This is a genomic window from Bacillus sp. AF23 (assembly GCF_020861455.1).
Lineage (GTDB): Bacteria > Bacillota > Bacilli > Bacillales > Bacillaceae > Bacillus > Bacillus halotolerans.
In genome coordinates this window covers 53,567-80,413 of record NZ_JAJHVY010000022.1, presented here as the reverse complement: position 1 = coordinate 80,413, position 26,847 = coordinate 53,567, and the positions used below count along the sequence as shown (strand labels likewise).

At 45.3% G+C, this 26,847-nt stretch carries 25 protein-coding genes and 2 riboswitches; of the genes, 19 read left to right on the top strand and 6 right to left on the bottom strand.

Going from position 1 to position 26,847, the window contains the following annotated elements; genetic code table 11:
- Positions 1–37 precede the first annotated feature (37 nt).
- The gene (locus LNN34_RS13140; protein WP_101863708.1) at positions 38–1,084 is read left to right on the top strand and encodes a PD40 domain-containing protein; all 1,047 of its coding nucleotides are present in this window, start codon (positions 38–40) and stop codon (positions 1,082–1,084) included.
- A 32-nt stretch (positions 1,085–1,116) separates the two neighbouring features.
- On the opposite strand, the gene LNN34_RS13135 is transcribed toward LNN34_RS13140, so the two are convergent.
- From LNN34_RS13135 to gabP, 6 genes are all read right to left on the bottom strand, one after another.
- The gene (locus LNN34_RS13135) at positions 1,117–1,275 is read right to left on the bottom strand and encodes a hypothetical protein (protein WP_063623072.1); all 159 of its coding nucleotides are present in this window, start codon (positions 1,273–1,275) and stop codon (positions 1,117–1,119) included.
- 184 nt (positions 1,276–1,459) lie between these two features.
- The gene (locus LNN34_RS13130; RefSeq protein ID WP_044152810.1) at positions 1,460–1,669 is read right to left on the bottom strand and encodes a cold-shock protein; all 210 of its coding nucleotides are present in this window, start codon (positions 1,667–1,669) and stop codon (positions 1,460–1,462) included.
- An 82-nt stretch (positions 1,670–1,751) separates the two neighbouring features.
- Positions 1,752–2,567, bottom strand: a complete 816-nt coding sequence (locus tag LNN34_RS13125) for an alpha/beta fold hydrolase (RefSeq protein ID WP_059293382.1) — start codon at positions 2,565–2,567, stop codon at positions 1,752–1,754.
- 13 nt (positions 2,568–2,580) lie between these two features.
- On the bottom strand, positions 2,581–3,567 hold the full coding sequence (locus tag LNN34_RS13120) for a DUF4003 family protein (RefSeq protein WP_101863707.1): 987 nt from the start codon (positions 3,565–3,567) through the stop codon (positions 2,581–2,583).
- Between the two features lie 104 nt (positions 3,568–3,671).
- Positions 3,672–5,213, bottom strand: a complete 1,542-nt coding sequence (cotA, locus tag LNN34_RS13115; protein ID WP_229043597.1) for an outer spore coat copper-dependent laccase CotA — start codon at positions 5,211–5,213, stop codon at positions 3,672–3,674.
- A gap of 87 nt (positions 5,214–5,300) precedes the next feature.
- On the bottom strand, positions 5,301–6,710 hold the full coding sequence (gabP, locus tag LNN34_RS13110; RefSeq protein ID WP_217828313.1) for a GABA permease: 1,410 nt from the start codon (positions 6,708–6,710) through the stop codon (positions 5,301–5,303).
- A gap of 411 nt (positions 6,711–7,121) precedes the next feature.
- Between gabP and mneS the strand changes: the two genes are divergently transcribed.
- The 18 genes from mneS to purF all read left to right on the top strand — a co-directional run bounded on the left by mneS (position 7,122) and on the right by purF (position 26,801).
- Positions 7,122–7,994, top strand: coding sequence for a manganese transporter MneS (gene mneS, locus LNN34_RS13105; RefSeq protein WP_024120430.1), 873 nt, complete (start codon positions 7,122–7,124; stop codon positions 7,992–7,994).
- 160 nt (positions 7,995–8,154) lie between these two features.
- Positions 8,155–9,117, top strand: a complete 963-nt coding sequence (locus tag LNN34_RS13100) for an AAA family ATPase (RefSeq protein WP_229043596.1) — start codon at positions 8,155–8,157, stop codon at positions 9,115–9,117.
- Positions 9,117–10,313 carry a DUF58 domain-containing protein gene (locus LNN34_RS13095; protein ID WP_229043595.1) on the top strand — a complete coding sequence of 399 codons (1,197 nt, stop codon included), beginning with the start codon at positions 9,117–9,119 and terminating at the stop codon, positions 10,311–10,313. Before LNN34_RS13100 ends, LNN34_RS13095 begins: the two co-directional genes overlap by 1 nt.
- Positions 10,314–10,333: 20 nt before the next feature.
- Positions 10,334–12,538: a DUF4129 domain-containing transglutaminase family protein gene (locus LNN34_RS13090; RefSeq protein WP_215510785.1), complete on the top strand. Its 2,205-nt coding sequence runs from the start codon at positions 10,334–10,336 to the stop codon at positions 12,536–12,538.
- A 161-nt stretch (positions 12,539–12,699) separates the two neighbouring features.
- The gene (guaA, locus tag LNN34_RS13085; RefSeq protein WP_044152794.1) at positions 12,700–14,241 is read left to right on the top strand and encodes a glutamine-hydrolyzing GMP synthase; all 1,542 of its coding nucleotides are present in this window, start codon (positions 12,700–12,702) and stop codon (positions 14,239–14,241) included.
- A 142-nt stretch (positions 14,242–14,383) separates the two neighbouring features.
- A riboswitch (purine riboswitch) is annotated at positions 14,384–14,485 on the top strand.
- Between the two features lie 135 nt (positions 14,486–14,620).
- Positions 14,621–15,943, top strand: a complete 1,323-nt coding sequence (gene pbuG / locus LNN34_RS13080) for an NCS2 family permease (RefSeq protein ID WP_229043594.1) — start codon at positions 14,621–14,623, stop codon at positions 15,941–15,943.
- 215 nt (positions 15,944–16,158) lie between these two features.
- Positions 16,159–16,956 carry a hypothetical protein gene (locus tag LNN34_RS13075; protein WP_229043593.1) on the top strand — a complete coding sequence of 266 codons (798 nt, stop codon included), beginning with the start codon at positions 16,159–16,161 and terminating at the stop codon, positions 16,954–16,956.
- A 129-nt stretch (positions 16,957–17,085) separates the two neighbouring features.
- Entirely contained in the window at positions 17,086–17,253 is a 168-nt protein-coding gene (locus LNN34_RS13070; protein WP_010333239.1) for a Fur-regulated basic protein FbpA, read from the top strand.
- 214 nt (positions 17,254–17,467) lie between these two features.
- On the top strand, positions 17,468–18,022 hold the full coding sequence (locus LNN34_RS13065) for a DUF2179 domain-containing protein (RefSeq protein WP_024120437.1): 555 nt from the start codon (positions 17,468–17,470) through the stop codon (positions 18,020–18,022).
- Complete coding sequence (locus LNN34_RS13060; protein ID WP_044152785.1) at positions 18,022–18,219, top strand: NETI motif-containing protein; 198 nt, start codon at positions 18,022–18,024, stop codon at positions 18,217–18,219. Before LNN34_RS13065 ends, LNN34_RS13060 begins: the two co-directional genes overlap by 1 nt.
- A 79-nt stretch (positions 18,220–18,298) precedes the next feature.
- Positions 18,299–18,400: riboswitch (purine riboswitch) on the top strand.
- Positions 18,401–18,540: 140 nt separating this feature from the next.
- Complete coding sequence (gene purE / locus LNN34_RS13055) at positions 18,541–19,029, top strand: 5-(carboxyamino)imidazole ribonucleotide mutase (RefSeq protein WP_024120439.1); 489 nt, start codon at positions 18,541–18,543, stop codon at positions 19,027–19,029.
- On the top strand, positions 19,022–20,164 hold the full coding sequence (gene purK, locus LNN34_RS13050) for a 5-(carboxyamino)imidazole ribonucleotide synthase (RefSeq protein ID WP_106021509.1): 1,143 nt from the start codon (positions 19,022–19,024) through the stop codon (positions 20,162–20,164). Before purE ends, purK begins: the two co-directional genes overlap by 8 nt.
- Positions 20,161–21,456 (top strand): adenylosuccinate lyase, encoded by a 1,296-nt coding sequence (purB, locus tag LNN34_RS13045; RefSeq protein WP_101861356.1) that lies wholly within the window; start codon positions 20,161–20,163, stop codon positions 21,454–21,456. The genes purK and purB overlap by 4 nt, the downstream gene beginning before the upstream one ends.
- A 74-nt stretch (positions 21,457–21,530) precedes the next feature.
- Entirely contained in the window at positions 21,531–22,256 is a 726-nt protein-coding gene (gene purC, locus LNN34_RS13040) for a phosphoribosylaminoimidazolesuccinocarboxamide synthase (RefSeq protein WP_229043592.1), read from the top strand.
- Positions 22,249–22,503 carry a phosphoribosylformylglycinamidine synthase subunit PurS gene (gene purS, locus LNN34_RS13035; RefSeq protein WP_010333246.1) on the top strand — a complete coding sequence of 85 codons (255 nt, stop codon included), beginning with the start codon at positions 22,249–22,251 and terminating at the stop codon, positions 22,501–22,503. Before purC ends, purS begins: the two co-directional genes overlap by 8 nt.
- On the top strand, positions 22,500–23,183 hold the full coding sequence (gene purQ / locus LNN34_RS13030) for a phosphoribosylformylglycinamidine synthase subunit PurQ (RefSeq protein ID WP_229043591.1): 684 nt from the start codon (positions 22,500–22,502) through the stop codon (positions 23,181–23,183). Before purS ends, purQ begins: the two co-directional genes overlap by 4 nt.
- A complete protein-coding gene (gene purL, locus LNN34_RS13025; RefSeq protein WP_229043590.1) occupies positions 23,167–25,395 on the top strand; it encodes a phosphoribosylformylglycinamidine synthase subunit PurL in 2,229 nt (742 codons plus the stop codon). The genes purQ and purL overlap by 17 nt, the downstream gene beginning before the upstream one ends.
- Positions 25,371–26,801 carry an amidophosphoribosyltransferase gene (gene purF / locus LNN34_RS13020; protein ID WP_024120445.1) on the top strand — a complete coding sequence of 477 codons (1,431 nt, stop codon included), beginning with the start codon at positions 25,371–25,373 and terminating at the stop codon, positions 26,799–26,801. Before purL ends, purF begins: the two co-directional genes overlap by 25 nt.
- Positions 26,802–26,847 lie beyond the last annotated feature (46 nt).

Sequence of the window (26,847 nt, the reverse complement as noted above, 5' to 3'; positions counted from 1 at the left end):
GTCGCATTCTTGCTTTTTCTATTGGTGGAGATAAGAGATGAAAAAAGGAATCGTTTTATTGGCAATCGTCGTTGTTTTGGCGGCAGCTGGGGGTTTTATGTTTTATTCTTTTAAAGATAAAGGCAGTGAGAGTGCCGCCGATGTTTCCGTGAACACGGAGAACAGTGAGAAACTTCTGGTATCGATTACCGATACCGATCTTCTGACGAAGTATTATGAAAATGAAAAGGTGATCCACGAGGCGAAGCTGACCAGCTATCCGGCATTTGCCTTGGACCAAGAGCAGCAGGCGCTCTATTATACAAGCAATAACGATCAAAATGAGATGAGGCTTTTTAAGCTTGATCTTAAGTCTGATAAGAAAACTATGCTTTATAAAGGTCCGGAAAGCGCGGACAGCTTGTTTTTATCAAAGGATCGCTCAAAAATCTATTTTCGTTTAGGGAAAGCGGACGAAAGCAATTTTCGTATCGCATCCTTTGATTTGAAAACGAAGAAGTACAAAAACCTGTATCCTGCCGCTAATGACCAGGATGACAGCGTCAGCAGCTTCTTCTATAACCAAAAAACAGATTCATTTGCATTGCTTCATTATTCTGTAGAAGAAGATTACAAAAAAACGGATGAAGCCAATGAGAAGGGAATTGATCCTGAGCCGACAAAGATTCACTTTTCGGCCGGTCATGAAAGCGGCCTTCATGAGCTTAAGAGCCTGGAGCAGTTTATCAGTGATATTGCTGTTTCTGATGACGATAAACGTATTCTGTTTACGTCATATACACAAAAAGGCACGGAGCAAACGGCTACTATTCAAATGCTGAATGCAGACACGAAAACCTATAAAAAAATCATTTCAAATCAGAAAACATTTAAGCTGTTAATTGACGCGCAGCCGCAGTTCTCCAAGGACGGAAAGAAGATTTATTTCCTTGCCGAAGCCAAAGGGGCTAAAAAGCTGAAGGACGAAACTGGGCGTGAAGCCAAGGTTCGGACAATTTATTCTTATGACCTTGATACGAAGACGTTCAAAAAAGTATGGGAAAATCCAAATGGCATCATCAACAGCTTTTCTGTCATTAACTGAAAAAATCACTCAGCAAATGCTGAGTGATTTTTTTAATGGACGAGGTGCAGGGCAAATGATCCGAGCCATTTAAAGAAACGAATGATCGGTATGGACCAATTCATAAGTTCCGCACATGAGTTTATAGCCAAGTTCAACTTTTTGACTGAAGTCCGTTTCTTCAGGTCAGCCTGCTGTTGGTTTTTGATCACAACATCACCCCTCAAATCCATATTATACCATAACGAAAAGTGAAAAAGCCCGAAACGTTTACAGTTTTGGGCTTCATTATCTCGGCCTCTCGTCAAATCGAGAGGCCGTGCTATTGGATATAAAATTTGTATCTCTGATCGAGGATTGTTTGCTGATAGAGACTGCTTTTAAAAAAGGGAAGAGCTAACTTGTTTTCGTTTGGCTGTTGTTTTGGAGATTCACTAATGAACGGGTGCCGTCGACCATTTTACTTCCGCACAAAGGGCACAATGGCGTGTCACTGCTGGCGAAGTTTTTTCTGGTCCAGCCGTTGCAGTCTTCTTTTGTGCATTCCCAAGTACTCACATCTTCCTTTGGCAGCGGTTCTTGATTTCGTTTGTTATAGTAAGACATAAAGTCACTTCTTCCCTCATGTATTTTACTGCACATTTCTTATTGTCTCATACTTTGCCCTAATCTCCTAATTCCTTTTTCTTTATGACTTTCCAATCTGCTCATCTAAAAAGGACAGAAGCGTGCTGTTAAAAGCATCCGGTTCTTCTAAAAACGGACAATGGCTGCTCTTAGAAAATGTAACGAGCTTTGCGTTTGGAATATGTTCACGCAGGTGTTCTCCGGCTTCTATTGAGAAAAATTTGCGGTCTTCTCCGAAGCATAACAATGTCGGCACATGAACGTTTTGCATGGTCTCGCGATAATCAGCTGCCGTTTGATTAAATAAAATTGTGCTTGAAATGGCTGCCGGCTGTTTCAGAATTTCAGCAAGCATCCATTCTGTTTCTGTTGATGCTGGCGGCTCTGCGAACATATTATTGATGAAGCTTTTGTAGAATGGAAGCGGCTCAGTTTGAATAGCGTGCATCGCTGTTTTCAAGCCGTCAAAGTCAAACGGGCCATGTCCCCAGCCGTCCCATTGGTAGTCGGAAGCCGATTGATCGACGATAACAGCGGCTCTTATGTTATCATTCCCAAATTGATTGATATAATCCCATACCACGAAAGCGCCCATTGACCAGCCAACAAGGACGGCAGGATCAAGCTCCATCGCACACATAAATTCCTTGATATCACGGGCGTATTGGGAAATGGTGTGTCCATGAAGAACTTTGTCGGATTCGCCGTGCCCTCTAAGATCAAGACGAATACATTGATAATTGGCAGATAGCGCTGAAAGTTGTTTGTGGAAAAATTGTCCGCTCATAAGCACGCCGTGTATAAATAGGATCGGTGTCCCGCTCCCGTGAGTTTCGTAGTATAGGCGGGTCTGATCTTCTAATGTGATATATGGCATGTTTTCTCCTCCTTTAGTTTCCGTCATGTGAATGAATGGCTGATGAACTGATGATCACAGCTGTCGCGGCTGCCTGCTGTGCTTGGATGGCCGTTTCAATTGCTGTGTAAAGACCTGATTCCATCAGCAGATTTTTCTCCATATACTCGCTGAGATATAAGCTGACAGCAATTTTGAAGTTCATATCCTTTTCCCATTTAAATGCTTTTTCTTGGTTCAGCTCATGAGTGATGCCTAAAACGGTTTTGATGTCCGGCTCTTCCAAGAATGTGAGAAGGGCGAGATCGGGATAATGAAAATCTTTTGGCTTTTTATGAGATTCAGTAATGGATTGAAAGATCAGTTTGCATTGGGAAACAAGGGTTTCAGGGTCTTTTTCACTTTGCAGGGCAAGAATATGGCTGACGTGTTGTAAGTATTGGCCTTTTTTAAAGCCGTTAGCGGACAGCATCTGATAGCATGTTTCTGCCTTGTTCAACGCCCGCAAACCATTTCCGTTTTGGGCAAGCAATACGGCAAGCGGAACATTTTGAGTTGAAGTGAGGAAATAGTGATTTTTCTTCATCTGCTGATAAACAGAGAGCCCCATGTTCATCTGTTCTCTTTGGTTTATCGTTTCGGTCTTGCCGGTGAGCATAATCAGAGCGGAAAGGTACGTGAAAATATCCCGTTTATATCCAAGCTTCACCATTTGGCTGTATACATCGATGAAAGGAAGAAACGCTTGCTTCGCCTCATGCTGAAAATGAATATCCAGAATTGAAGCGACAGTAAAGCGGTGGTGAGAATTGAGTGTTGAGAAGCTGCCGATGTTTGATTTTATATAGCTGCTTAAATCATAAAAGCGCTGAAAATCAAAATCTCTTTTATTCACAATATATGCAGAGGAGATGAGCATTAATATCTGATTATGAGCAACTTTCCACCTTAATTTTGATTTTAATTCGTCATAAATTGAAATGTATTGATTTGTTTTATCTTTGAGATCGTTTGTCAGCATAAAAAGCCGCTCCTTTCTTCGCTGTTTCTAAGTTATACGATTTATGGAAGAAAAAAGTTTCATAGATAAAAAAACCTGCCTGCAGCAGGCAAGTTTTATGGGACTTATTTATGAGGGTCAATTATATCCATCGGTCTCATCATGTCATAGTCTTCATGCTCAAGAATGTGGCAATGCCAAACGTACCGCCCAGTGTATGGCCCGAATGTTACGGCGATTCTCAGGACTTCACCGGCGTGGGACTGAACCGTGTCTTTCCAGCCTTTTTCACTTGGTGGCGGCGGAACGGCGGGTCCGGTGTAGGCCAGTTCTCCGCGCTCTGCAAAACGGGCTGTATCAAATGGGCGCCGGTCCAATACACGGAAGGAGACCAAATGAAGATGGATCGGATGTGTTCCGCGAGTCGGATTGATGATCGACCATATTTCGGTAGAACCGGCTTTCGGTGCTTCAGTGACAGGATCGTGCCAGCGTTTGTTGTTAAGAAGAAGGACGGGTCTGCCGTATTGGTCTTGTGTGCCAGCCAGCTTCAATGTTCGGAGGTTTTGTATTCTTTCGTGCTGTACCGAAGGGTAAGATGCCAGGTATTTTGGTTTTCTGCTCTCGTCTTTTTGGGCTAACGGTTTTGTGACTCTGAATTGCATGATGTTTGCGTCTGTTTCTGGATTAACGTCACCGCCGCAGCCCTCGCTGTTTGCTAAAATGATCGATTGTCCTTCAAACGCGGCGAAGTCAATGAGAATATCAAAGCGTTCAGCCGGCGCAATGCTGAAGGAGTTTAGCTTGACGGAGCGCGGCAAAAGTCCGCCATCAGAACCGATCTGGATAAATTCTCCGCCATTATCAAGTGACAGGTTATATGTTCTCGTATTAGAGGCATTGATGACGCGGAAGCGGTATTTTCTCGGTTCGACCTCCATGTATGGCCATGCCTTCCCGTTGACGAGAATTGTATCTCCGCAAAAGGCTGGAACGATTGACGGATTAGGCAGTGACGGTGAAGGGTTTTCCGGTCCGCTCGGATAAAATAAAGAGCCATCAGCATTAATCGTACGGTCTGTGATCAAAAGCGGCACATCGTATTCACCTGATGGGAGCTTCAGGCGTTTTTCCTTTGGTTCATGGATGATATAAGCACCGATGAGCCCGGCATACACATTCAGCCTCGTGAGCGCCATGGCATGATCGTGATACCATAAAATAGCTCCGCGCTGCTGATTCGGATAATGGTAAACCTCTCGTTTAAAATAAGGGCCTGTTTGTTCAAAGTCTTTAGAAAACCAGGCCTCAGGATAACCGTCGCTGTCATCTGGAGTGACGCCGCCGTGTAAATGAACGACGGTTTTCACCTCGGGCTCGTCATGCTGGCTGTCACTGTGATGAATGGTGTGATCAATCGGGAGAAAGTGCTCTGAAGGTAGGTTATTCATCCACTTCACATAAACGTTTTCATTTCTTTTGGCCTTAATGGTGGGACCGGGGAATAAACCGTTATAGCCCCACAGACGGGTTGGAGGGAGATCGCGGTGAAGCTGATGATAGCATTCCTCCATGGTTACTTCGTAGTATGTGCTTTCTTTTGACTGCTGTACCGGCTTTAGTGTATCTGGGATTGGGAGAGCATCCGCAAATTTTTCAAGTGTCATTTTCATCTGTCCTTATCTAAATATTCCCTAATTGGTACTATAGTTAATGACATTAAGGACGTGAAGGTGACAAAAAAAATCCTGCCGCTAAGGCAGGATATCGGGCTGCTGCTGAGTGACCGGTTTGGCTGATGCTTTTTCAGTCACCTTGCGTTTTCTGAACACAAGATAAGAAAGCAATACAATGCCTGTGATAAAGCCTGTCAGCAGCAGTTCATCTCTCATAGATTCAATAAATGCCATGGATACTAAAATACCGCAGATGGCAATAATGGTCAGGTAGGTTAAGAACGGGAAGAACCACATCTTGATTTTCAATGCTTCCGGGTTTGTTTTTTCGAGGCTTTTTCGCATTCTCAGCTGGGAAACAGCGATAACAAGATAAACGAGCAGGGCGATTGCGCCTGATGAGTTGACTAAAAATAAAAAGACGGTGTCAGGTGAAAAGTAATTCATTACGACCGCGATATAAGAGAAAAATGTTCCGGCCACAATTGCTTGTACGGGAACTCCTTTTTTGCTCAGTTTCATAAAGCGGCGCGGCGCTTCGTTTCTTTCTGCAAGTGAATACAGCATTCTGGATGTGGTGTACAAACCTGAATTCAGGCAAGAAAGTACAGCTGTGAGGACGATAAAGTTCATAATTTGCGCGGCTGCCGGCACTCCAATATGTTCAAGAACAGCGACGAAAGGGCTTTCTAAAATATTCGCTGAGTTCCAAGGCAGAAGCGCAACGACAACGGCGATTGAACCAACGTAAAAGACAATGATGCGCCATACAACGGATCGGGTCGCTTTGGTTACGGATTGGACCGGATTTGATGTTTCACCGGCAGCAATCGCAACAATTTCCGTTCCCATAAAGGAGAAGATCACGACAACAATTCCGAGTAATACAGAGCCTATGCCTTCCGGGAAAAATCCGCCTTGGCCCGTGATATTTGCGAAACCGACTGGATCACTGCCTGGGGCGAAGCCAAAAATAAATGCAAAACCAACGATTAAGAATGCGATGATTGTAACAACTTTAATGAGGGAGAACCAATATTCAAACTCACCAAATGATTTAACAGAGTAGATGTTTGTCAGTGTGAGTAAAATCGTCAAAATTAAGCTCGTCATCCAAAGCGGAATATCGTGGAACCAGTATTGGATAATGCCTGCTCCCGCGATTGCTTCAATAGCGATAACAATAACCCAGAAAAACCAGTAGAGCCAGCCGATTGCAAATCCTGCCCACGGTCCGATAGCGTCATGAGCGTATTGGGAGAATGATCCGCTTGTCGGATTTACAGCCGACATTTCACCAAGCATCCGCATGATAAAGATGACCAATAATCCGGCTAATGCATAAGAGACAATGGCACCGGGCCCGGTCGAGTGAATCACTGAACCGCTGCCAACAAATAATCCGGCTCCGATGACGCCGGCGATAGAAATCATCGTCATATGTCGGGTCTTTAATTCTTTTTTTAATCCTGAGTGAGACTGGTTCATATGTTACCTCCTTGAAAATTAAAGTTGTTACTGAATATTATGATAATTGAAACTGTAACATAAATATACATTTTGTCGAAAATTTATGTCAGAAAATATAACAGTTTATTTCAAATTTGTAGGGTTTTGTTTGCTGTTTTTGGAGTGAATATGTTCGAAATAAAAGAAAAAATTTTCCGTCAATTACCCGTTTTTTTGATTTGTTATATGTTTGAAAAAGTGTTGGATGGCTAGAAGTATTGGTATCATTGGATTTGAAACACTTTTTACAAATGAAACTAAGTTGCCTTGAGTAAAAAATGTTCTATCGTCACTATTTTTCTGTGGTGAGTGAATCATGTTTCTATAGACCCACTGCGGTTCAGCTTTGTATCATAATGATAGAAAACATGAGCGGAGAGGAGGTTTTTTATGGAGAGATATGATGAACTGAAAAAGGGAGAATCCGGGGCGCTGGTCAGTATTGCCGCGTATCTTGTGCTGTCCGCGATTAAGCTGATCATCGGTTATGTATTTCACTCGGAAGCTCTTACGGCAGACGGGCTAAATAACACAACAGACATTATTGCTTCTGTTGCTGTGCTGATCGGTCTCCGCATCTCTCAAAAGCCTCCTGACGAAGATCATCCATACGGACACTTTCGGGCGGAAACAATTGCATCACTTATCGCATCGTTTATTATGATGGTTGTCGGCCTGCAAGTGCTTTTCAGCGCCGGTGAATCTATTTTTTCTGTGAAAGAAGAAACACCGGATATGATTGCGGCTTGGACGGCTGCAGGCGGGGCAGTCATGATGCTGATTGTCTATCAGTACAACAAAAGGCTTGCCAAAAAGGTGAACAGCCAAGCGCTGCTTGCGGCAGCGGCTGATAATAAATCGGACGCATTCGTCAGTGTCGGCACGTTTATCGGTATTTTGGCCGCGCAATTCCATCTTGCATGGATTGACACGGTGACTGCGTTTGTCATCGGCCTTCTCATTTGCAAAACGGCATGGGATATTTTTAAGGAATCATCGCATTCATTGACTGATGGCTTTGACGTAAAGGACATGTCCGATTATAAACAGACGATCGAAAAAATCTCCGGTGTCAGCCGGTTAAAAGACATCAAGGCGAGATATTTGGGCAGCTCTGTGCACGTAGATGTAGTGGTTGAAGTGTCATCAGAATTAAATATTACAGAAAGCCATGATATTGCGAATGAAATTGAGCGGAGAATGAAGGAGGAGCATGCAATTGATTATTCGCATGTTCATATGGAGCCTTTGCAAAACAAATAACTGGGTAATGAGAGCTTCCTGTCATGGGAGGCTTTTTTTGTTTGATTGCCCTGTATGTATTGGCAGTAATTTGCTAGAATCGTTTTTTTATACAGGTCGTTTTTTGTGGTAAAGTTAGGTTACTATATGATGATTTTTGTAGATGACTAGGAGGAAGAGAATGTCATACCAAGAAGACCTGCATCCTTTGCTGGGAAAAGCAGTTGAACATATCGATAAAGTAATGGTTGGAAAACGGGACATCGCAAAACTCAGCTTAGTAGCTATTCTTGCCAAAGGACATGTGCTGCTTGAGGATGTGCCGGGCGTAGGGAAAACGATGATGGTTCGCGCTCTGGCGAAATCGATCGGCGCTGATTTTAAACGAATTCAATTCACGCCGGATTTGCTGCCCTCCGATGTAACGGGTGTTTCTATTTATAATGCGAAAACAATGGAGTTCGAATACCGGCCGGGCCCGATTATGGGGAATATCGTGCTGGCTGACGAAATCAACCGAACATCCCCTAAGACACAGTCTGCCTTGCTTGAAGCGATGGAAGAGGGAAGCGTCACGGTAGACGGCAACACAATGCCGCTTGCCGCTCCATTTTTTGTTATGGCAACGCAAAACCCTGTGGAATATGAAGGGACATATCCTTTGCCGGAAGCCCAGCTTGACCGTTTTTTATTTAAACTTCGCATGGGCTATCCGTCCTTTGAAGAGGAATTGGATGTCTTATCTCTTCAGGAAAAAAGCCATCCGATTGAGACACTTGAGCCTGTAATTTCAAGAGAAGATTTCATCCGCCTGCAGAGAGAAGTGCAGGATGTCCGTGCTGATGACAGCATGAAGGAATATATTGTCGAAATCGTGCAAAAGACGAGACAGCATGCCTCTGTTCACTTAGGCGTCAGTCCGCGCGGATCCATCGCTCTCATGAAAGCGGCCCAGGCATTTGCGCTGCTTCATGACCGCGATTATGTCATTCCGGATGATATTCAATATCTTGCCCCTTATACGCTGCCGCACCGGATGCTCCTGCAGCCTGAAGCAAAATTTGAAGGGATCCAGGCAGAAACAATCATACGGGAGATCATGTCTGGCGTGAAAGTTCCGGTTCAAAGGTCGTCGGTCCGCTGATGAAAAAGAAATTTCAATGGTTGATGTACGGGTGGAAACTGCTCGTATTAACGTTATTGACGGGTGCTGTTTTCTCTTATGCAATGTTTCAGGGCGGCTTTGTCAGCTGGTTTTTGTTTTATTCATTTCTCCCTTTTGTTGTATACGCCGGTCTGCTGGCGATGTACCCGCTCCGCTCCTTTCAGGTGTCGCGGCATATCGTCAAAACGCAATTGCATGCGGGAGATAGGCTGGAAGCTTCGGTTACGCTTAAAAGAAAACTGCCGTTTCCCCTGATGTATATGGTGATTGAAGATTGTCTGCCGTCAGGGTTAGAGCCATTAAACGGAGATGAAGCTTTGGCCAAACAGCTGGTGTTCCCATGGTTCAAACGGAGCATCACGATGTCATATCAAATAACGCCGGTACCGCGTGGAGAGCATCATTTTCATGCCATCAGGGTGCGGACCGGGGATGTCCTCGGACTGATTGGAAAAACGTCGTTTTATGGGGCAGACGATTCGGTGTTTGTTTATCCTTTCTTTCAGCCTCTTCAGTATCAGCTGAATGAGCGATATCAGGAAGATGGCGTAAGCGGGGCATCACCTGTTCATCAGCACCACTCTTCTGTCGCAGCGAGTGTAAGGAACTATCAGCCGGGAGACCGTTTTGCGGCGTTAGACTGGAAGACTTCGGCGAGACGGAGCCAGCTGATGACGAAGGAATTTGAACCGTCGAGAAACAAAAACCTGTTTCTTCTGATGGACCGTTTTAGCTCTGACGCATTCGAAGAGGTCGTTTCCGTGACAGCTTCGATTCTTCATTCTGTTTTGAAAAATGGCGCAGGAGCAGGTCTGGCTTCAGTAGGAAAGGAAAGGTCCATTTTTCCGATTCAGGAGGGAGAGCGGCATTTTAAACACATGCTCCATCACTTAGCCGTTTGTGATTGTGATGCTGCTGACCGCGTAAGCCGTTTTGCGGGTGAGGAGCTTGGGAAGCCGTCTGTTGGCCAGGCTGATAAAGTGATTGTCACGGGACAGATTACGGAGGATTTGGTGAAGACGTCAGAAGCAGGGATCGGTCCGGTTACCATTATACTGGCAAAAGAGAAAGACGCCGATCTTTCCCAAGGTGAGCATATGATGATCGAACGCATGCTGAAACACCAAATCAGGGTTCAAATCATGAGAGGCGGCCGAGCTTCGCGTGTTGTTTAGAAAGAGAGGTGACAGTGTACATGCCGCTTGATGACCAGAAGGGAAGCCGTCTGAGCTTGCTGTTATTTTATTTTCTGGCTTTTTTATTGCTGTGGGAGTGGCTCAGGCCGCTGGACCATTTTACAGACACGAAGCATACAGGCTTTTTTATTGTTTTTATCGGCTTGACGTTTCTGCTGACTTTCTTCAGGATGAGGTGGTTTGTCACCGTTCCTTTTTGTGTCTTATTTACATTCATTTCGATACACATTCTGTTTTACGAAGGGTCTATTTTTGACTTAAGCTGGGTCAGCTCTTTTTTACAGGATGTCTATTTGAATATCACATTTATTCAGACAGGACAATGGAATAATATGATTCCTTCTTTTCGGACCCTGCTGTTTTTTGTGCTGCTGTGGCTGCTGGTCTATCTCCTTCATTACTGGGTGATTTACCAGAGGAGGATCTTATTTTTCTTTATGATGACAGTGGCGTATATTACGATTCTTGATACATTTACGCCTTATGACGCCGCTTACGCTGTTATCCGTATCGTGCTGATTGGCTTCTTTATGCTGGGCCTTCTGTATTTGGAACGCATTAAGCTGATGGAACGAATAACGTTACCGAAAGCGGCTGTTCTGAAATGGTTTCTCCCCCTGTCCGTGCTGATTTTGGCCGCGGTGGGATTTGGGCTTGCCGCGCCGAAATCAGATCCGAATTGGCCGGATCCCGTTCCTTTTCTCAAAAAAGTCACCAATCATGATCGTGTGCCGGCAGGAGAAAGCAAAATCGGATACGGGAATCATGATGAATCGCTTGGCGGTCCGTTTCAGCAGGACGCTAGCCCTGTTTTCACGTGGCAGGGAAAAGAGCGCACATATTTCCGCGTGGAAACAAAGGATACGTATACGGGAAAAGGCTGGATTGAAACAGACACGGGCATGTCGTATCAGCTTAGCGGAGGCAACGTTGAAAATCTGTGGTTTGATCATAAGGTTTCCACAGAGCGGAACACTGTACGCGTGAAGGTCGATGAGCGTTACGGATATAACCATGTAATGTATCCGATTGGTGCGCAAAATATTAAGCCAAAGCAGGCTGTCTCGCTTGAAATGAACGGGAACACTGAACAAATTTCTCCGATCAGTGAGCAGACCGGTGATATTCGGAACATGGGCAGTTATACAGTGACGTACAACTCCCCGGTCTATAAACAGGATGAGCTGAAAAAGGTGAAAGTGAGACAAAACAGTGAGGAGTACACCTTCAGCGACCGCTATATGCAGCTGCCGGATACTCTGCCTGAGCGGGTGAGAACGCTAGCGATCAAGCTGACTCAGGATCACGATAATATGTTTGATAAGGTCAAAGCTGTTGAGGACTATTTAGGATCAAACGAGTTCACTTATGAAACAGAAAACGTCACCATCCCTAAAGATGATGAAGATTATGTGGATCAATTTCTGTTTGAAACAAAGATGGGCTATTGTGATAACTTTTCGTCCTCGATGGTGGTGCTCCTGCGTTCGGCCGGTATTCCGGCACGCTGGGTAAAAGGTTATACGTCTGGTGAATATAAAGAAGCGGGGAACAAAAACGGCAGCATCTATGAAGTGACAAATAACAACGCCCATTCCTGGGTAGAGGTGTATTTTCCAGAGCAGGGATGGGTCACTTTTGAGCCGACAAAAGGGTTCACAAATCCGGCTGAGTTTGCTTCCTCCGATACAAAGGATTCCGGCAGCGAAAGCAGCAGCTCGCCTGAGAAAGCAAAAGAGGAACAGAAAGAAAAGAGAACACAGCCGGAGAAGGAGCAAAAACAAAAGGATAAACGTGAGCCTGCCGTTTCCAAAAAAACAACGTCTGCGCATGCAAGCGTTGGCGCAGGCTGGTATGCCGCCATGGCTGCGGTTCTTTTGACAGCGGTTTTGCTTTATGTTTTCCGTTCGTTATGGCTTCCTGTTTTCACAGTGAGAAAATTGAAGCACCGCAGTGATCAGCATGTGTTTTTTGAGGCATACGGCGCGCTCCTGAAACAGATGAAAAGAAGAGGCCTGCCTAAACGTGACAGCGAAACGCTGCGGGAGTATGCAAAACGAATCGACGAAACATATCATTCTGAAGACATGTTAAAGCTGACAGCGAACTATGAACGGGCGCTGTACAGAAATGACGATTCGGCAAAGCTTTGGAATGATTCCAGAGAGTTATGGGAAAATTTAATTAAAAGAAGATGGTCTTGACCGCTTATCGACGTGTTGTTAGAATTAGTGAATATTATCGGAGTCTGGGAGCGAGTTGCCTGACTCCGGCAAACGGCCTTGCCAAAGAGGGCGGAGCGTGTTTCATATCTGTCCTCGTTTTTTTCTGTGTCAAAAAACTTAGAGGAGATTAGGTGACAACCATGACAAAGTTAGTGAATGAAATGATTCTTGTCCTTGATTTCGGCAGTCAGTACAATCAGCTGATTACACGCCGCATCCGTGAATTTGGTGTATACAGTGAGCTGCATCCGCATACATTGACGGCTGAAGAAATTAAAGAAATGAATCCAAAAGGAATTATTTTATCCGGCGGTCCGAACAGTGTATATGATGAAGGCTCTTTCCGCTGTGACGAGAAAATCTTCGAATTAGATGTTCCTGTATTGGGAATTTGCTACGGCATGCAGCTGATGACTCATTACCTTGGAGGAAAAGTAGAAGCTGCCAGCCAGCGTGAATACGGTAAAGCGAACATCCACATCGAAGGAACACCTGATTTGTTCAAAGATCTTCCGAATGAACAAGTGGTTTGGATGAGCCACGGTGACTTGGTTGTAGAAGTGCCTGAAGGTTTCACTGTTGATGCGACAAGCCATCACTGCCCGAACTCAGCAATGAGCAAAGCGGATAAAAAATGGTACGGCGTTCAGTTTCACCCGGAAGTGCGCCATTCTGAATACGGCAATGACCTTCTGAAAAACTTTGTATTCGGCGTTTGCGAATGCGAAGGCAAATGGTCAATGGAGAACTTTATCGATATCGAAATGCAAAAAATCCGTGAAACGGTCGGAGACAAGCAGGTTCTTTGCGCGCTTAGCGGCGGCGTTGATTCCTCTGTTGTTGCTGTTTTGATTCATAAAGCGATCGGCGACCAGCTGACTTGTATCTTTGTAGACCATGGCCTGCTCCGTAAAGGCGAGGCTGAAGGCGTTATGAAAACATTCAGCGAAGGCTTTAACATGAACGTCATTAAAGTAGACGCGCAAGATAGATTCTTAAATAAACTAAAAGGCGTTTCTGATCCTGAGCAAAAACGTAAAATCATCGGTAATGAATTCATTTATGTGTTCGACGATGAAGCGGACAAGCTTAAAGGCATCGACTATCTTGCACAAGGAACGCTTTACACGGATATCATCGAGAGCGGTACAGCAACGGCGCAAACGATCAAATCTCACCATAATGTCGGCGGGCTTCCTGAAGACATGCAGTTTGAACTGATCGAACCGTTAAACACGCTTTTCAAAGATGAAGTGCGCGCGCTTGGCACAGAGCTCGGCATTCCTGATGATATCGTATGGCGCCAGCCTTTCCCAGGACCGGGACTCGGCATCCGCGTTCTTGGCGAAGTAACAGAAGAAAAACTGGAAATCGTTCGTGAATCAGATGCGATTCTCCGTGAAGAAGTTGCTAATCATGGTTTAGAGCGTGATATCTGGCAATACTTCACTGTTCTTCCTGACATCCGCAGCGTTGGTGTTATGGGTGACGCAAGAACATATGATTACACAATCGGAATCCGCGCCGTTACATCAATCGACGGCATGACATCTGACTGGGCGCGTATCCCATGGGATGTGCTTGAAGTCATTTCTACACGTATTGTAAACGAAGTGAAGCACATTAACCGCGTGGTGTACGATATTACAAGTAAGCCGCCTGCGACGATTGAGTGGGAATAAGTAAAAATAGAGAAAACCATTTTCTTTGGCAATTATGCCGAGAAGATGGTTTTTTTGTTTATTACGAACAAAATCGATTTTTAATTGACTAATGTTCGTTATTTATATTGTCATTTCAAATCGAACTTGGTACAATAGACTCAGAAATCAAATAAGATGAATTCGTATAATCGCGGGGATATGGCTCGCAAGTTTCTACCAAGCTACCGTAAATGGCTTGACTACGTAAACATTTCTTTCGTTTGATATAAATAAAACACGTTTATTTATTCAAACTGAAATCCGTCTGTAGTCAAGCGTCCCAAAATGTATTGGGGCGTTTTTTATTTGGCGATTTCAGGGCAGGATAAATAGCAAAGAATGAAGGGAGTCATATAGCTTGAAAAAGTTTTTTCAGTTTGATGAGCTGGGCACCAGCTATCGCAACGAGATCATCGGCGGATTAACGAGCTTTTTATCCATGGCGTATATCCTGTTCGTCAATCCGATTACGCTTGCTTTGGAAAGTGTGAAAGATTTTCCGGAAGCATTGAGAATAGATCAAGGCGCGGTCTTTACGGCGACAGCTTTGGCGTCTGCAGCAGGCTGTATCTTAATGGGATTGATAGCGAGATATCCGATTGCCATTGCGCCCGGTATGGGGCTGAACGCGTTTTTTGCGTTTTCTGTTGTTCTCGGTATGGGGATTTCCTGGCAGGCCGCTTTGTCTGGTGTTTTCATTTCAGGACTTATCTTTGTTGCTCTTTCTTTAACAGGATTTCGTGAAAAAATCATTAACGCCATTCCGCCTGAACTGAAATTGGCAGTCGGAGCGGGGATTGGCCTATTTATTACATTTGTCGGCTTGCAGGGCTCAGGAATTATTGCATCGAATCCTTCAACCCTTGTCACAATCGGAAACATTCACAGCGGTCCTGTGCTGTTAACGATTTTCGGTGTCATCGTAACGGTTATTTTGATGGTGCTTCGCGTGAACGCTGGCGTGTTTATCGGGATGCTGTTAACGGCGATTGCCGGGATGATTTTCGGTTTAGTTCCGGTTCCGTCTCAAATCGTCGGAAGTGTGCCGAGCCTTGAATCGACCTTTGGACAAGCTTGGATTCACTTGCCGGATATTTTCTCTGTGCAAATGCTGATCGTCATTTTAACATTCTTGTTTGTCGGATTTTTTGATACGGCTGGTACACTGGTTGCTGTGGCAACACAGGCTGGTTTAATGAAGGAAAACAAATTGCCGCGTGCGGGCCGTGCGCTTTTAGCTGACTCAACTTCCATCGTTATCGGCTCCGTGCTTGGGACGTCTACGACAACGTCTTATGTGGAATCAAGCTCGGGTGTTGCTGCGGGCGCTCGTTCCGGATTTGCGGCAATTGTAACAGGGTTTCTCTTTTTACTCGCTATGTTTTTCTCGCCGCTTCTATCAGTCGTTACGTCAAATGTAACAGCTCCGGCACTGATCATTGTCGGTGCACTAATGGTAGCGCCGCTTGGCAAAATCGCTTGGGATAAGTTTGAAGTGGCGGTTCCCGCTTTCCTTACAATGATCATGATGCCGCTAACGTACAGCATTGCGACTGGGATTGCGATCGGATTTATTTTCTACCCGATTACAATGGTGTGCAAAGGTAAAGCCAAAGAGGTTCATCCGATCATGTACGGACTGTTTGTTGTATTTATTCTTTACTTTATTTTCTTGAAATAATGAATGAAAACCAGCTGCGATGTTGCGGCTGGTTTTTTATTTTGTTGCGAAAGGCAAAACCATTTCATATCATATACCGTCATGTAGATGTGCCGCCATTGTTTACTTAAATGGAAATGACTTGACTGTTCAGGAAGGCTTCGGTACCTTATATAAGTGTTTTATTTTCTTACTGAATGGTATTCCGCCGTATATTTTTGATAGGAGTTGCTAACATGACGGAAGAAAGAAAAGAAACGTTTGAAGAAGAAGTTAACCAGAATGAAGGAATAGATGAAGAGCCGCTTTCGCGGATGTCCAGAAAAGCCAGCCGCCAAAGCAAGCAAAAGCAGAAACAAAAGCAGAAACAACATAAGGAACGCGTAGAATCGTCTGTGAAAGAAAAGCTATCCTCTGTTTGCGCAGCCATTAACAGATATTGCGGCTTTGCTTTTTCAATATTAAAGTCCCCGGCGAAAACTGTTGTGGCAGATGGTTTCTCTCATTATAAATATGGACTTATTTCAATGCTCATATTTAGTATCGTTTTTTCAATCGGAAACTGGTTTCAGTTAAAGGCGAGCTGGAACAGGCCGCTTGGTTTTGGAGAGCGCCATCACGCGTTTTATGACGGATTTTTTGTTGTTCTTGTGTATATGCTCGTCTTTTTTGCTGTTATGGTCTTCTCCATATGGGCCGTGTCTCGGTATATGATGAAGCAAAAGGTATCATTCAAGGAAGCTGCGGCTGGTTTTGGCTCATTGCTTGTTCCGGTGATCGCCGTTTCAATCATTTGGATGATATTTGCGATCGTGAATGTACCGATGCTGACTGTCCTTTTTACAGTGTTAATGCTGTTTTCGATCTTCTTTATGATGGCGTTATATGTACAGCGTCTGTATCAGGCGGCAAGCGAGGCACCGATTGACTATATCTATTGTGTGTTTGCTGTTTTAGCAGTTGCGCTGCTGTTTGTGGCAGTGACTTGGCCGTTTATTTCTGAATATTTTACGGCATCGCTTATCCCGCTTTAATGTAAAAAAACCGGCTGAAAACGCCGGTTTTTTTGATGTCACAGTTTTTACAAATATATCTAAAAAACATAGTTGAATTGTAGGATTAATCCGTGTATGATGAGGAAAATGCGGTGGAGGATGATGGACATGGCCCATTTACTTCGTCAGGCGATTTATCAAAAGAAGGAATTTTTAAAAACCAAATTAATGCTCTCAGAATTTTATCGCGGAAGAGGGGAACAGCTCGCTGATTATACGCTGAGTGAACTTGAGAAAGAATATGAGTCCCTTCGGAAAATGAAAAAAGAGATGTGACAATAGATAAAGAAAAATGAGTCTGCTGAAAAGCGGGCTTTTTTGTTTGGATTTTGAAAAGGACAGAAAGAGGGTAAACTATTGCTGAGTGATGAAGAGAGTGTGTCGAAAAATTTTGCCTGCGATGACGGCCATAGCTGATTGTAAAGGGTTCAATTCTCTAGTAGAATATGAATGCTTTACGTAAGTTGAATGAGTAAGGAGGTTTTATAAAATGATGCAAACCTTATTATCAAACGGATTAGCAATGGTTCTCATTATTCTGATTATCAATGTTGTTTATGTATCATTTTTTACAATAAGAATGATTTTAACACTGAAAGGCCAGCGGTATTTAGCGGCCGGAATCAGCACCATTGAAATTCTGGTTTATGTGACAGGGCTGAGCCTTGTGCTTGATAACTTAGACCAGATTCAAAACGTGATTGCGTACGCACTCGGCTATGGTTTGGGCGTTATTGTCGGCATGAAAATCGAAGAAAAACTGGCGCTTGGCTATATTATGGTCAATGTGATTACAAAAGAGCTTGACCTCGATCTTCCAAGGCAGCTTCGTGAAAAAGGCTACGGCGTAACGAATTGGGTGGCCGGCGGGCTTGAAGGCGACCGCACGGCCCTGCAGATTTTGACGCCGAGAAGATATGAGCTGCAGCTGTATGATACGATTAAAACGCTTGATTCGAAAGCTTTTATTATTGCGTATGAACCAAAAACGATCCACGGCGGCTTCTGGGTCAAAGCGGTGAAGAAGAGGAGAATTAAAGAATAATGGCAAAGCCGAAGAAGAAAAAGTTTGAAGTGACAGAACAGCAAACGATAGAAGCAGTGCTTCAGCAAATGAAAGAAGAAGGATATATGCCTGTACGTCGAATGGAAGAGCCGATTTTCAAGGAAAAGATGGAAAATGGGTCAATTCAGATCGTTCCGTGCGGAAAAAAAATCGTATTTGAAGGGAAATTGATCTAAAACACGAACATTAGAAGAATGAATTTTTGTATCGTTCGATAATATCGTTGACATTATCCAAGTCCGTTGTTAAGATAAACATGAAATCAAAACACGACCTCATATAATCTTGGGAATATGGCCCATAAGTTTCTACCCGGCAACCGTAAATTGCCGGACTATGCAGGAAAGTGATCGATAAAACTGACATGGATATATCGCAGAAGCGAACGACTGCCGATACATGCACCATGCCCGGTTTGTATTGCTTCCTCATAAGACAATACAAAGCCGGGTATTTTTTATTTTCTGAAAACTAAAGCATTAGAAGGTGGGAACAGAATGCAGCCGCTAGTAGGAATCATCATGGGAAGCACTTCCGATTGGGAGACAATGAAAAACGCATGCGACATACTTGAAGAACTTGAAGTGCCGTACGAAAAGAAGGTGGTTTCCGCTCACCGGACGCCTGATTTCATGTTTGAGTACGCTGAAACAGCCAGAGAAAGAGGCATCAAGGTCATTATCGCCGGTGCTGGAGGAGCGGCGCACCTGCCGGGGATGACAGCTGCTAAAACGACGCTGCCGGTCATCGGTGTTCCGGTTCAATCCAAGGCGCTGAACGGACTCGATTCACTTCTTTCCATCGTGCAAATGCCTGGAGGCGTGCCGGTTGCCACAACAGCCATCGGAAAAGCGGGCGCTGTGAACGCAGGTCTGTTAGCGGCGCAAATTTTGTCAGCTTTTGACGAGGATCTGGCCAGAAAGTTAGATGAAAGAAGAGAAAATACAAAACAAACAGTGTTAGAAAGCAGTGATCAGCTTGTCTAATCAAATCATCTATCCGGGAGCCGTCATCGGCATTATCGGCGGCGGACAGCTTGGAAAAATGATGGCTGTCTCCGCAAAACAAATGGGGTATAAAGTCGCGGTCGTCGATCCGGTAAAAGACTCGCCGTGCGGGCAGGTGGCGGATATTGAAATCACCGCTTCATACAACGACCGCGAAGCGATTCGGAAATTGGCTGAGATCAGTGATATTATCACGTATGAGTTTGAAAACATTGATTATGATGCGCTGCATTGGCTGAAAGGTCATGCGTATCTCCCGCAAGGAAGTGAGCTGCTGCTCATTACCCAAAACCGTGAAGCAGAGAAAAAAGCGATTCAATCCGCGGGCTGTGAAGTTGCACCTTACCGCATCGTCAAAACAATGGATGAGCTGAAAGAGGCGGTTCAGTCGCTGGGGCTTCCCGCAGTGCTGAAAACATGCCGCGGCGGATATGACGGCAAAGGCCAATTTGTCATCAAGGAAACGTCACAAATAGAAGAGGCTTCAGCTCTTTTAGAGCACGGAACCTGCATTCTCGAAAGCTGGGTTTCTTTTAAAATGGAACTGTCCGTGATTGTTGTCAGATCGGTAAACGGAGAGATTTCGACGTTCCCGGCCGCAGAAAACATTCACCACAATAATATTCTGTTCCAAAGCATCGTGCCTGCACGGGTTGAAGAAAGGATTCAGGAAAAGGCTGATGAGCTGGCCGTTAAGCTCGCAGATGAGCTGAACCTTGTCGGACCGCTTGCTGTTGAAATGTTCCTGACAGAGGGCGATGAGCTTTTGGTTAATGAACTGGCGCCAAGACCGCACAATTCAGGACATTACACGCTGGATCTTTGCGAAACAAGCCAGTTTGAACAGCATATCAGAGCGGTCTGCGGCCTTCCGCTTGGAAAAACGGAGCTGCTGAAGCCTGGCATGATGGTGAATCTTCTCGGCGATGAAGTGAAGATCCCAGAGGAAGAGCCGGAGCTTTTAAAAGAAGCAAAGCTTTATGTATACGGAAAACATGAAATCAAAAAAGGCCGCAAAATGGGGCATATTACTTTTATGAAGCAGCCTGAAGACGAATGGATTCAGGAGATCACAAATAAATGGAGAAATAGAGACGGAGGACAAGCAGAATGATCGAACGTTATTCAAGACCTGAAATGTCCGCGATTTGGACGGATGAAAACAGATTTCAAGCATGGTTAGAGGTTGAAATTCTTGCCTGTGAAGCGTGGGCGGAGCTTGGCGTTATTCCAAAAGAAGACGTAAAGCTGATGCGCGAAAACGCGTCATTTGACATCAACCGCATATTAGAAATCGAACAGGACACGCGCCATGACGTAGTTGCTTTTACGCGCGCTGTATCCGAATCATTGGGCGAAGAAAGAAAATGGGTGCATTACGGCTTAACGTCAACTGACGTCGTAGATACCGCTCTTTCTTACTTATTAAAACAGGCAAATGACATTCTGCTCAAGGACCTTGAGAGATTTGTTGACATTATAAAAGAAAAAGCGAAAGAACATAAATACACCGTCATGATGGGCCGTACACACGGCGTACACGCAGAGCCTACAACATTTGGTTTAAAACTGGCGCTTTGGCACGAAGAAATGAAACGCAATCTGGAACGCTTTAAACAAGCGAAGGAAGGCATCGAGGTTGGTAAGATTTCCGGTGCTGTCGGCACATACGCGAACATTGATCCGTTTGTAGAGCAGTATGTTTGTGAGAAACTCGGCCTGAAAGCCGCACCGATTTCAACACAAACGCTTCAGCGTGACCGCCATGCTGATTATATGGCGACACTTGCTTTGATTGCGACAAGCATTGAGAAATTCGCAGTTGAAATCCGCGGACTGCAAAAGAGTGAAACACGCGAGGTCGAGGAATTTTTTGCGAAAGGGCAAAAAGGTTCATCAGCTATGCCGCATAAACGGAATCCGATCGGTTCTGAAAACATGACAGGTATAGCGCGTGTCATTCGCGGCTACATGATGACAGCTTACGAAAATGTTCCATTATGGCATGAGCGCGATATTTCTCATTCTTCAGCGGAGCGGATTATTCTTCCGGATGCGACAATTGGGCTGAATTACATGCTGAACCGCTTCTCCAACATCGTGAAGAACTTAACGGTCTTCCCGGAAAACATGAAGCGCAACATGGACCGCACATTGGGGCTGATCTACTCTCAGCGCGTGCTGCTGGCATTGATTGACACAGGCCTGACTCGTGAAGAAGCTTATGACACAGTGCAGCCGAAAGCAATGGAGGCATGGGAAAAGCAAGTACCGTTCCGTGAGCTTGTGGAAGCGGAAGAGAAAATCACTTCCCGTCTTTCTCCGGAAAAAATTGCTGACTGCTTTGATTATCATTACCATCTGAAAAATGTAGATCTGATCTTTGAACGTTTAGGTTTAGCATAGAAGAAGCTTTTAGGCGGCTTCTTCTATGCTGCCTTAGTTTGAAAATTCCCAACATTCGGGTTAGGAGGCCTTCCGTGAATATTGTGAAGAATGAACTTTTATATGAAGGAAAAGCGAAAAAGATTTACAAAACCGACGACGAAAACACGCTGTATGTGGTGTATAAAGATTCTGCAACTGCCTTTAACGGAGAAAAAAAGGCGGAAATCAGCGGCAAAGGGCGCTTAAACAATGAGATCTCAAGCCTGATTTTCAAACACCTTCACGAAAAAGGGGTTAACAACCACTTTATCGAGCGCATTTCGGAAACAGAGCAGCTCATTAAAAAGGTAACGATTGTGCCGCTGGAAGTCGTTGTCAGAAATGTGGTGGCAGGAAGCATGTCCAAACGTCTCGGCATTCCAGAAGGCACGAAGCTTGAACAGCCGATTATCGAGTTTTACTACAAGGATGACGCGCTGGGTGATCCGCTCATCACAGAAGATCATATTTGGCTGCTGAAAGCGGCGACTCCTGAACAGGTAGAAACCATTAAGTCCATTACAAAAACAGTAAATGAAGAGCTTCAAAGCATTTTTGACGATTGTCACGTCAGATTAATAGATTTCAAGCTTGAATTCGGTTTAGATGCAGACGGGCAAGTGCTTTTGGCGGATGAAATTTCACCTGACACATGCCGCTTGTGGGATAAAGACACGAACGAAAAGCTGGACAAAGATTTATTCAGACGCAATCTGGGAAGCTTAACCGACGCATACGAAGAGATTTTCAAAAGACTGGGAGGCATTCATCATGTATAAAGTAAAAGTTTATGTCAGCTTAAAAGAAAGTGTACTGGATCCACAAGGGAGCGCTGTCCAGCATGCCTTGCACAGTATGTCTTACAAGGAAGTCGCCGACGTGCGCATCGGGAAATACATGGAGCTAACAATCGAAAAGTCTGACCGTGATCTTGACGTGCTAGTCAAAGAAATGTGCGAAAAACTTCTTGCGAATACAGTGATTGAAGATTACAGATACGAGGTTGAGGAGGTAGTCGCACAGTGAAATTTGCGGTGATTGTGTTACCTGGCTCTAACTGTGATATCGATATGTTTTACGCCGTAAAGGATGAACTCGGTCATGATGTGGAATACGTCTGGCACGAGGAAACAAGCCTTGACGGCTTTGACGGGGTGTTAATTCCGGGAGGTTTTTCTTACGGAGATTACTTGAGATGCGGCGCCATCGCCCGTTTTGCGAATATTATGCCAGCTGTAAAACAGGCAGCGGCTGAAGGAAAACCTGTTCTCGGCGTCTGCAACGGATTTCAGATTTTACAGGAGCTTGGCCTTCTGCCAGGTGCAATGAGACGCAACAAAGACTTGAAGTTCATTTGCCGTCCGGTTGAATTAATCGTGCAGAACGACGAAACATTATTCACCTCTTCCTATGAAAAGGGCCAAGCGATTACGGTTCCGGTTGCCCACGGTGAAGGGAATTTCTACTGTGATGATGAAACGCTTGCTTCATTAAAAGAAAACAATCAAATTGCTTTCACATACGGTTCCGATATTAACGGAAGTGTCAGCGATATTGCCGGTGTTGTTAATGAAAAAGGAAATGTATTAGGCATGATGCCTCATCCTGAGCGCGCGGTCGATGAACTGCTTGGAAGCGCCGACGGTCTTACATTGTTTCAGTCTATCGTGAAAAATTGGAGGGAAACTCATGTCACTACTGCTTGAACCAAGTAAAGAACAAATTAAAGAAGAGAGATTATATCAGCAAATGGGTGTCAGTGATGATGAGTTTGCATTGATTGAATCCATTCTTGGCAGATTGCCGAACTACACAGAAATCGGAATTTTTTCAGTCATGTGGTCAGAGCATTGCAGCTACAAGAACTCAAAGCCGATTTTGCGTAAATTCCCGACGAGCGGCGAACGCGTGCTGCAAGGTCCGGGGGAAGGTGCCGGAATCGTTGATATCGGTGACAACCAAGCGGTTGTATTCAAAATTGAATCGCATAACCATCCATCAGCCATCGAACCGTACCAAGGCGCTGCGACTGGCGTAGGCGGCATAATCCGTGATGTCTTTTCAATGGGGGCGCGTCCTATCGCTGTATTAAACTCTCTTCGATTTGGTGAACTGACTTCACCGCGCGTGAAGTACTTGTTTGAAGAAGTAGTAGCAGGTATCGCCGGATACGGGAACTGCATCGGAATCCCGACAGTCGGCGGCGAAGTGCAATTTGACAGCAGCTATGAAGGAAATCCGCTTGTCAACGCAATGTGCGTCGGATTAATCAATCATGAAGACATCAAAAAAGGCCAGGCAAAGGGTGTCGGAAACACAGTAATGTACGTAGGAGCGAAAACAGGGCGTGACGGAATCCACGGTGCTACGTTTGCTTCTGAAGAAATGTCAGACTCATCTGAAGAAAAGCGTTCTGCTGTCCAAGTCGGCGATCCGTTTATGGAGAAGCTTTTGCTTGAAGCGTGTCTGGAAGTCATCCAATGTGATGCGTTAGTCGGCATTCAGGATATGGGAGCTGCCGGTCTGACCAGCTCAAGCGCGGAAATGGCAAGTAAAGCGGGTTCAGGCATTGAAATGAACCTTGACTTGATTCCGCAGCGTGAAACAGGCATGACTGCTTATGAAATGATGCTTTCTGAATCACAGGAACGGATGCTGCTTGTTATCGAGCGCGGACGTGAGCAGGAAATCATCGATATTTTTGACAAGTATGATCTTGAAGCGGTTTCTGTCGGACGTGTAACAGATGATAAACTGCTGCGCCTGACACATAAAGGTGAGGTTGTATGCGAGCTCCCTGTTGATGCCTTGGCAGAAGAAGCGCCGGTTTACCACAAGCCTTCTCAAGAGCCTGCTTACTACCGCGAATTTTTAGAGACGGATGTCCCGGCTCCTCAAATTGACGATGCGAATGAAACACTGAAGGCGCTCCTGCAGCAGCCGACGATCGCAAGCAAAGAGTGGGTTTACGACCAGTATGACTACATGGTGCGGACGAATACAGTTGTCGCTCCTGGGTCTGATGCGGGTGTTCTCAGAATCCGCGGAACGAAAAAGGCGCTGGCGATGACAACTGACTGTAACGCCCGTTATCTCTACCTTGATCCAGAGGTCGGCGGAAAAATCGCTGTCGCTGAAGCGGCGCGCAACATCGTTTGCTCAGGTGCAGAACCGCTTGCGGTTACAGATAACCTGAACTTTGGAAACCCAGAAAAACCAGAAATCTTCTGGCAGATTGAAAAAGCGGCTGACGGCATCAGTGAGGCGTGCAACGTTCTCAGCACACCTGTGATCGGCGGAAACGTATCGCTTTACAACGAATCAAACGGAACGGCGATCTACCCGACACCTGTGATCGGCATGGTCGGTTTAATTGAAGATACAGCACACATCACAACGCAGTATTTCAAACAAGCGGGCGACCTCGTGTACGTCATCGGCGAAACACAACCTGAGTTTGCCGGAAGCGAGCTGCAAAAAATGACAGAAGGCCGCATTTACGGCAAAGCGCCGCAAATCGATCTAGATGTAGAACAGGCACGCCAAAAGGCACTGCTTGACGCGATCAAACAAGGCTTTGTTCAATCAGCGCACGATGTATCTGAAGGCGGCTTAGGCGTAGCGATTGCTGAAAGTGTCATGACGACGGAAAACCTTGGCGCTAACGTGATTGTTGAAGGGGAAGCAGCGTTATTATTCTCTGAATCTCAATCCCGCTTCGTCGTTTCTGTGAAAAAAGAACATCAAGCAGCGTTTGAAGCAGCTGTACAAGATGCGGTTCATATCGGTGAGGTAACAGCTGACGGACTTCTGAGCATTCAAAACCAAGACGGACAACAATTGATTCACGCGCAGACAAAAGAGCTTGAACGCGCGTGGAAAGGAGCTATCCCATGCTTGCTGAAATCAAAGGCTTAAATGAAGAATGCGGCGTTTTTGGGATTTGGGGGCATGAAGAAGCCCCGCAAATCACGTATTACGGCCTTCACAGCCTCCAGCACAGAGGACAGGAGGGCGCGGGCATTGTGGCGACTGACGGTGAAAAGCTGACGGCGCATAAAGGCCAAGGACTGATCACTGAAGTATTTCAAAACGGTGAGCTCAGCAAAGTAAAGGGGAAAGGCGCAATCGGACACGTTCGGTACGCAACGGCTGGCGGCGGCGGATATGAAAATGTTCAGCCGCTCCTCTTCCGCTCTCAAAACAACGGCAGCCTGGCGCTTGCCCATAACGGAAACTTGGTGAATGCCACTCAGCTGAAGCAGCAGCTTGAAAATCAAGGGAGCATATTCCAGACCTCTTCGGATACAGAGGTTCTGGCTCACCTGATCAAAAGAAGCGGTCACTTCACGCTGAAGGATCAGATTAAAAACTCGCTTTCTATGCTGAAAGGCGCCTATGCGTTCCTGATCATGACTGAAACAGAAATGATCGTAGCGCTTGACCCGAACGGGCTTAGACCGCTGTCAATCGGCATGATGGGAGACGCTTATGTCGTCGCTTCAGAAACATGCGCATTTGATGTCGTCGGTGCGACGTACCTTCGCGAGGTGGAGCCGGGAGAAATGCTGATTATCAATGATGATGGCATGAAATCAGAGCGCTTCTCCATGAATATCAACCGTTCCATTTGCAGCATGGAGTACATTTATTTCTCAAGACCTGACAGCAATATTGACGGCATTAACGTGCACAGTGCGCGTAAAAGCCTTGGAAAAATGCTCGCTCAGGAATCAGCGGTTGAAGCTGATGTCGTGACAGGCGTTCCGGATTCCAGTATTTCCGCGGCTATCGGCTACGCGGAAGCAACAGGCATCCCGTACGAGCTTGGATTAATCAAAAACCGTTATGTGGGCAGAACGTTTATTCAGCCGTCTCAGGCTCTTCGTGAGCAGGGCGTCAGAATGAAGCTTTCTGCGGTGCGCGGTGTTGTAGAAGGGAAACGCGTCGTTATGGTGGATGACTCCATCGTGCGCGGAACAACAAGCCGCCGGATCGTAACAATGCTCAGAGAAGCGGGTGCGACAGAGGTGCATGTGAAAATCAGTTCGCCGCCGATCGCTCATCCGTGCTTTTACGGCATTGATACGTCCACACATGAAGAGCTGATCGCGTCCTCCCACTCGGTTGAAGAAATCCGTCAGGAAATCGGAGCCGACACTCTCTCATTTTTGAGTGTCGAAGGGCTGCTGAAAGGAATCGGCAGAAAATACGAAGACTCGAATTGCGGGCAATGTCTTGCTTGCTTTACAGGGAAATATCCGACTGAAATTTATCAGGACACTGTGCTTCCTCATGTAAAAGAAGCGGTGTTAACCAAATAAAACTTGAAAATGACATAAAGGCAGCGCAGTTCGGCTGCCTTTCTCT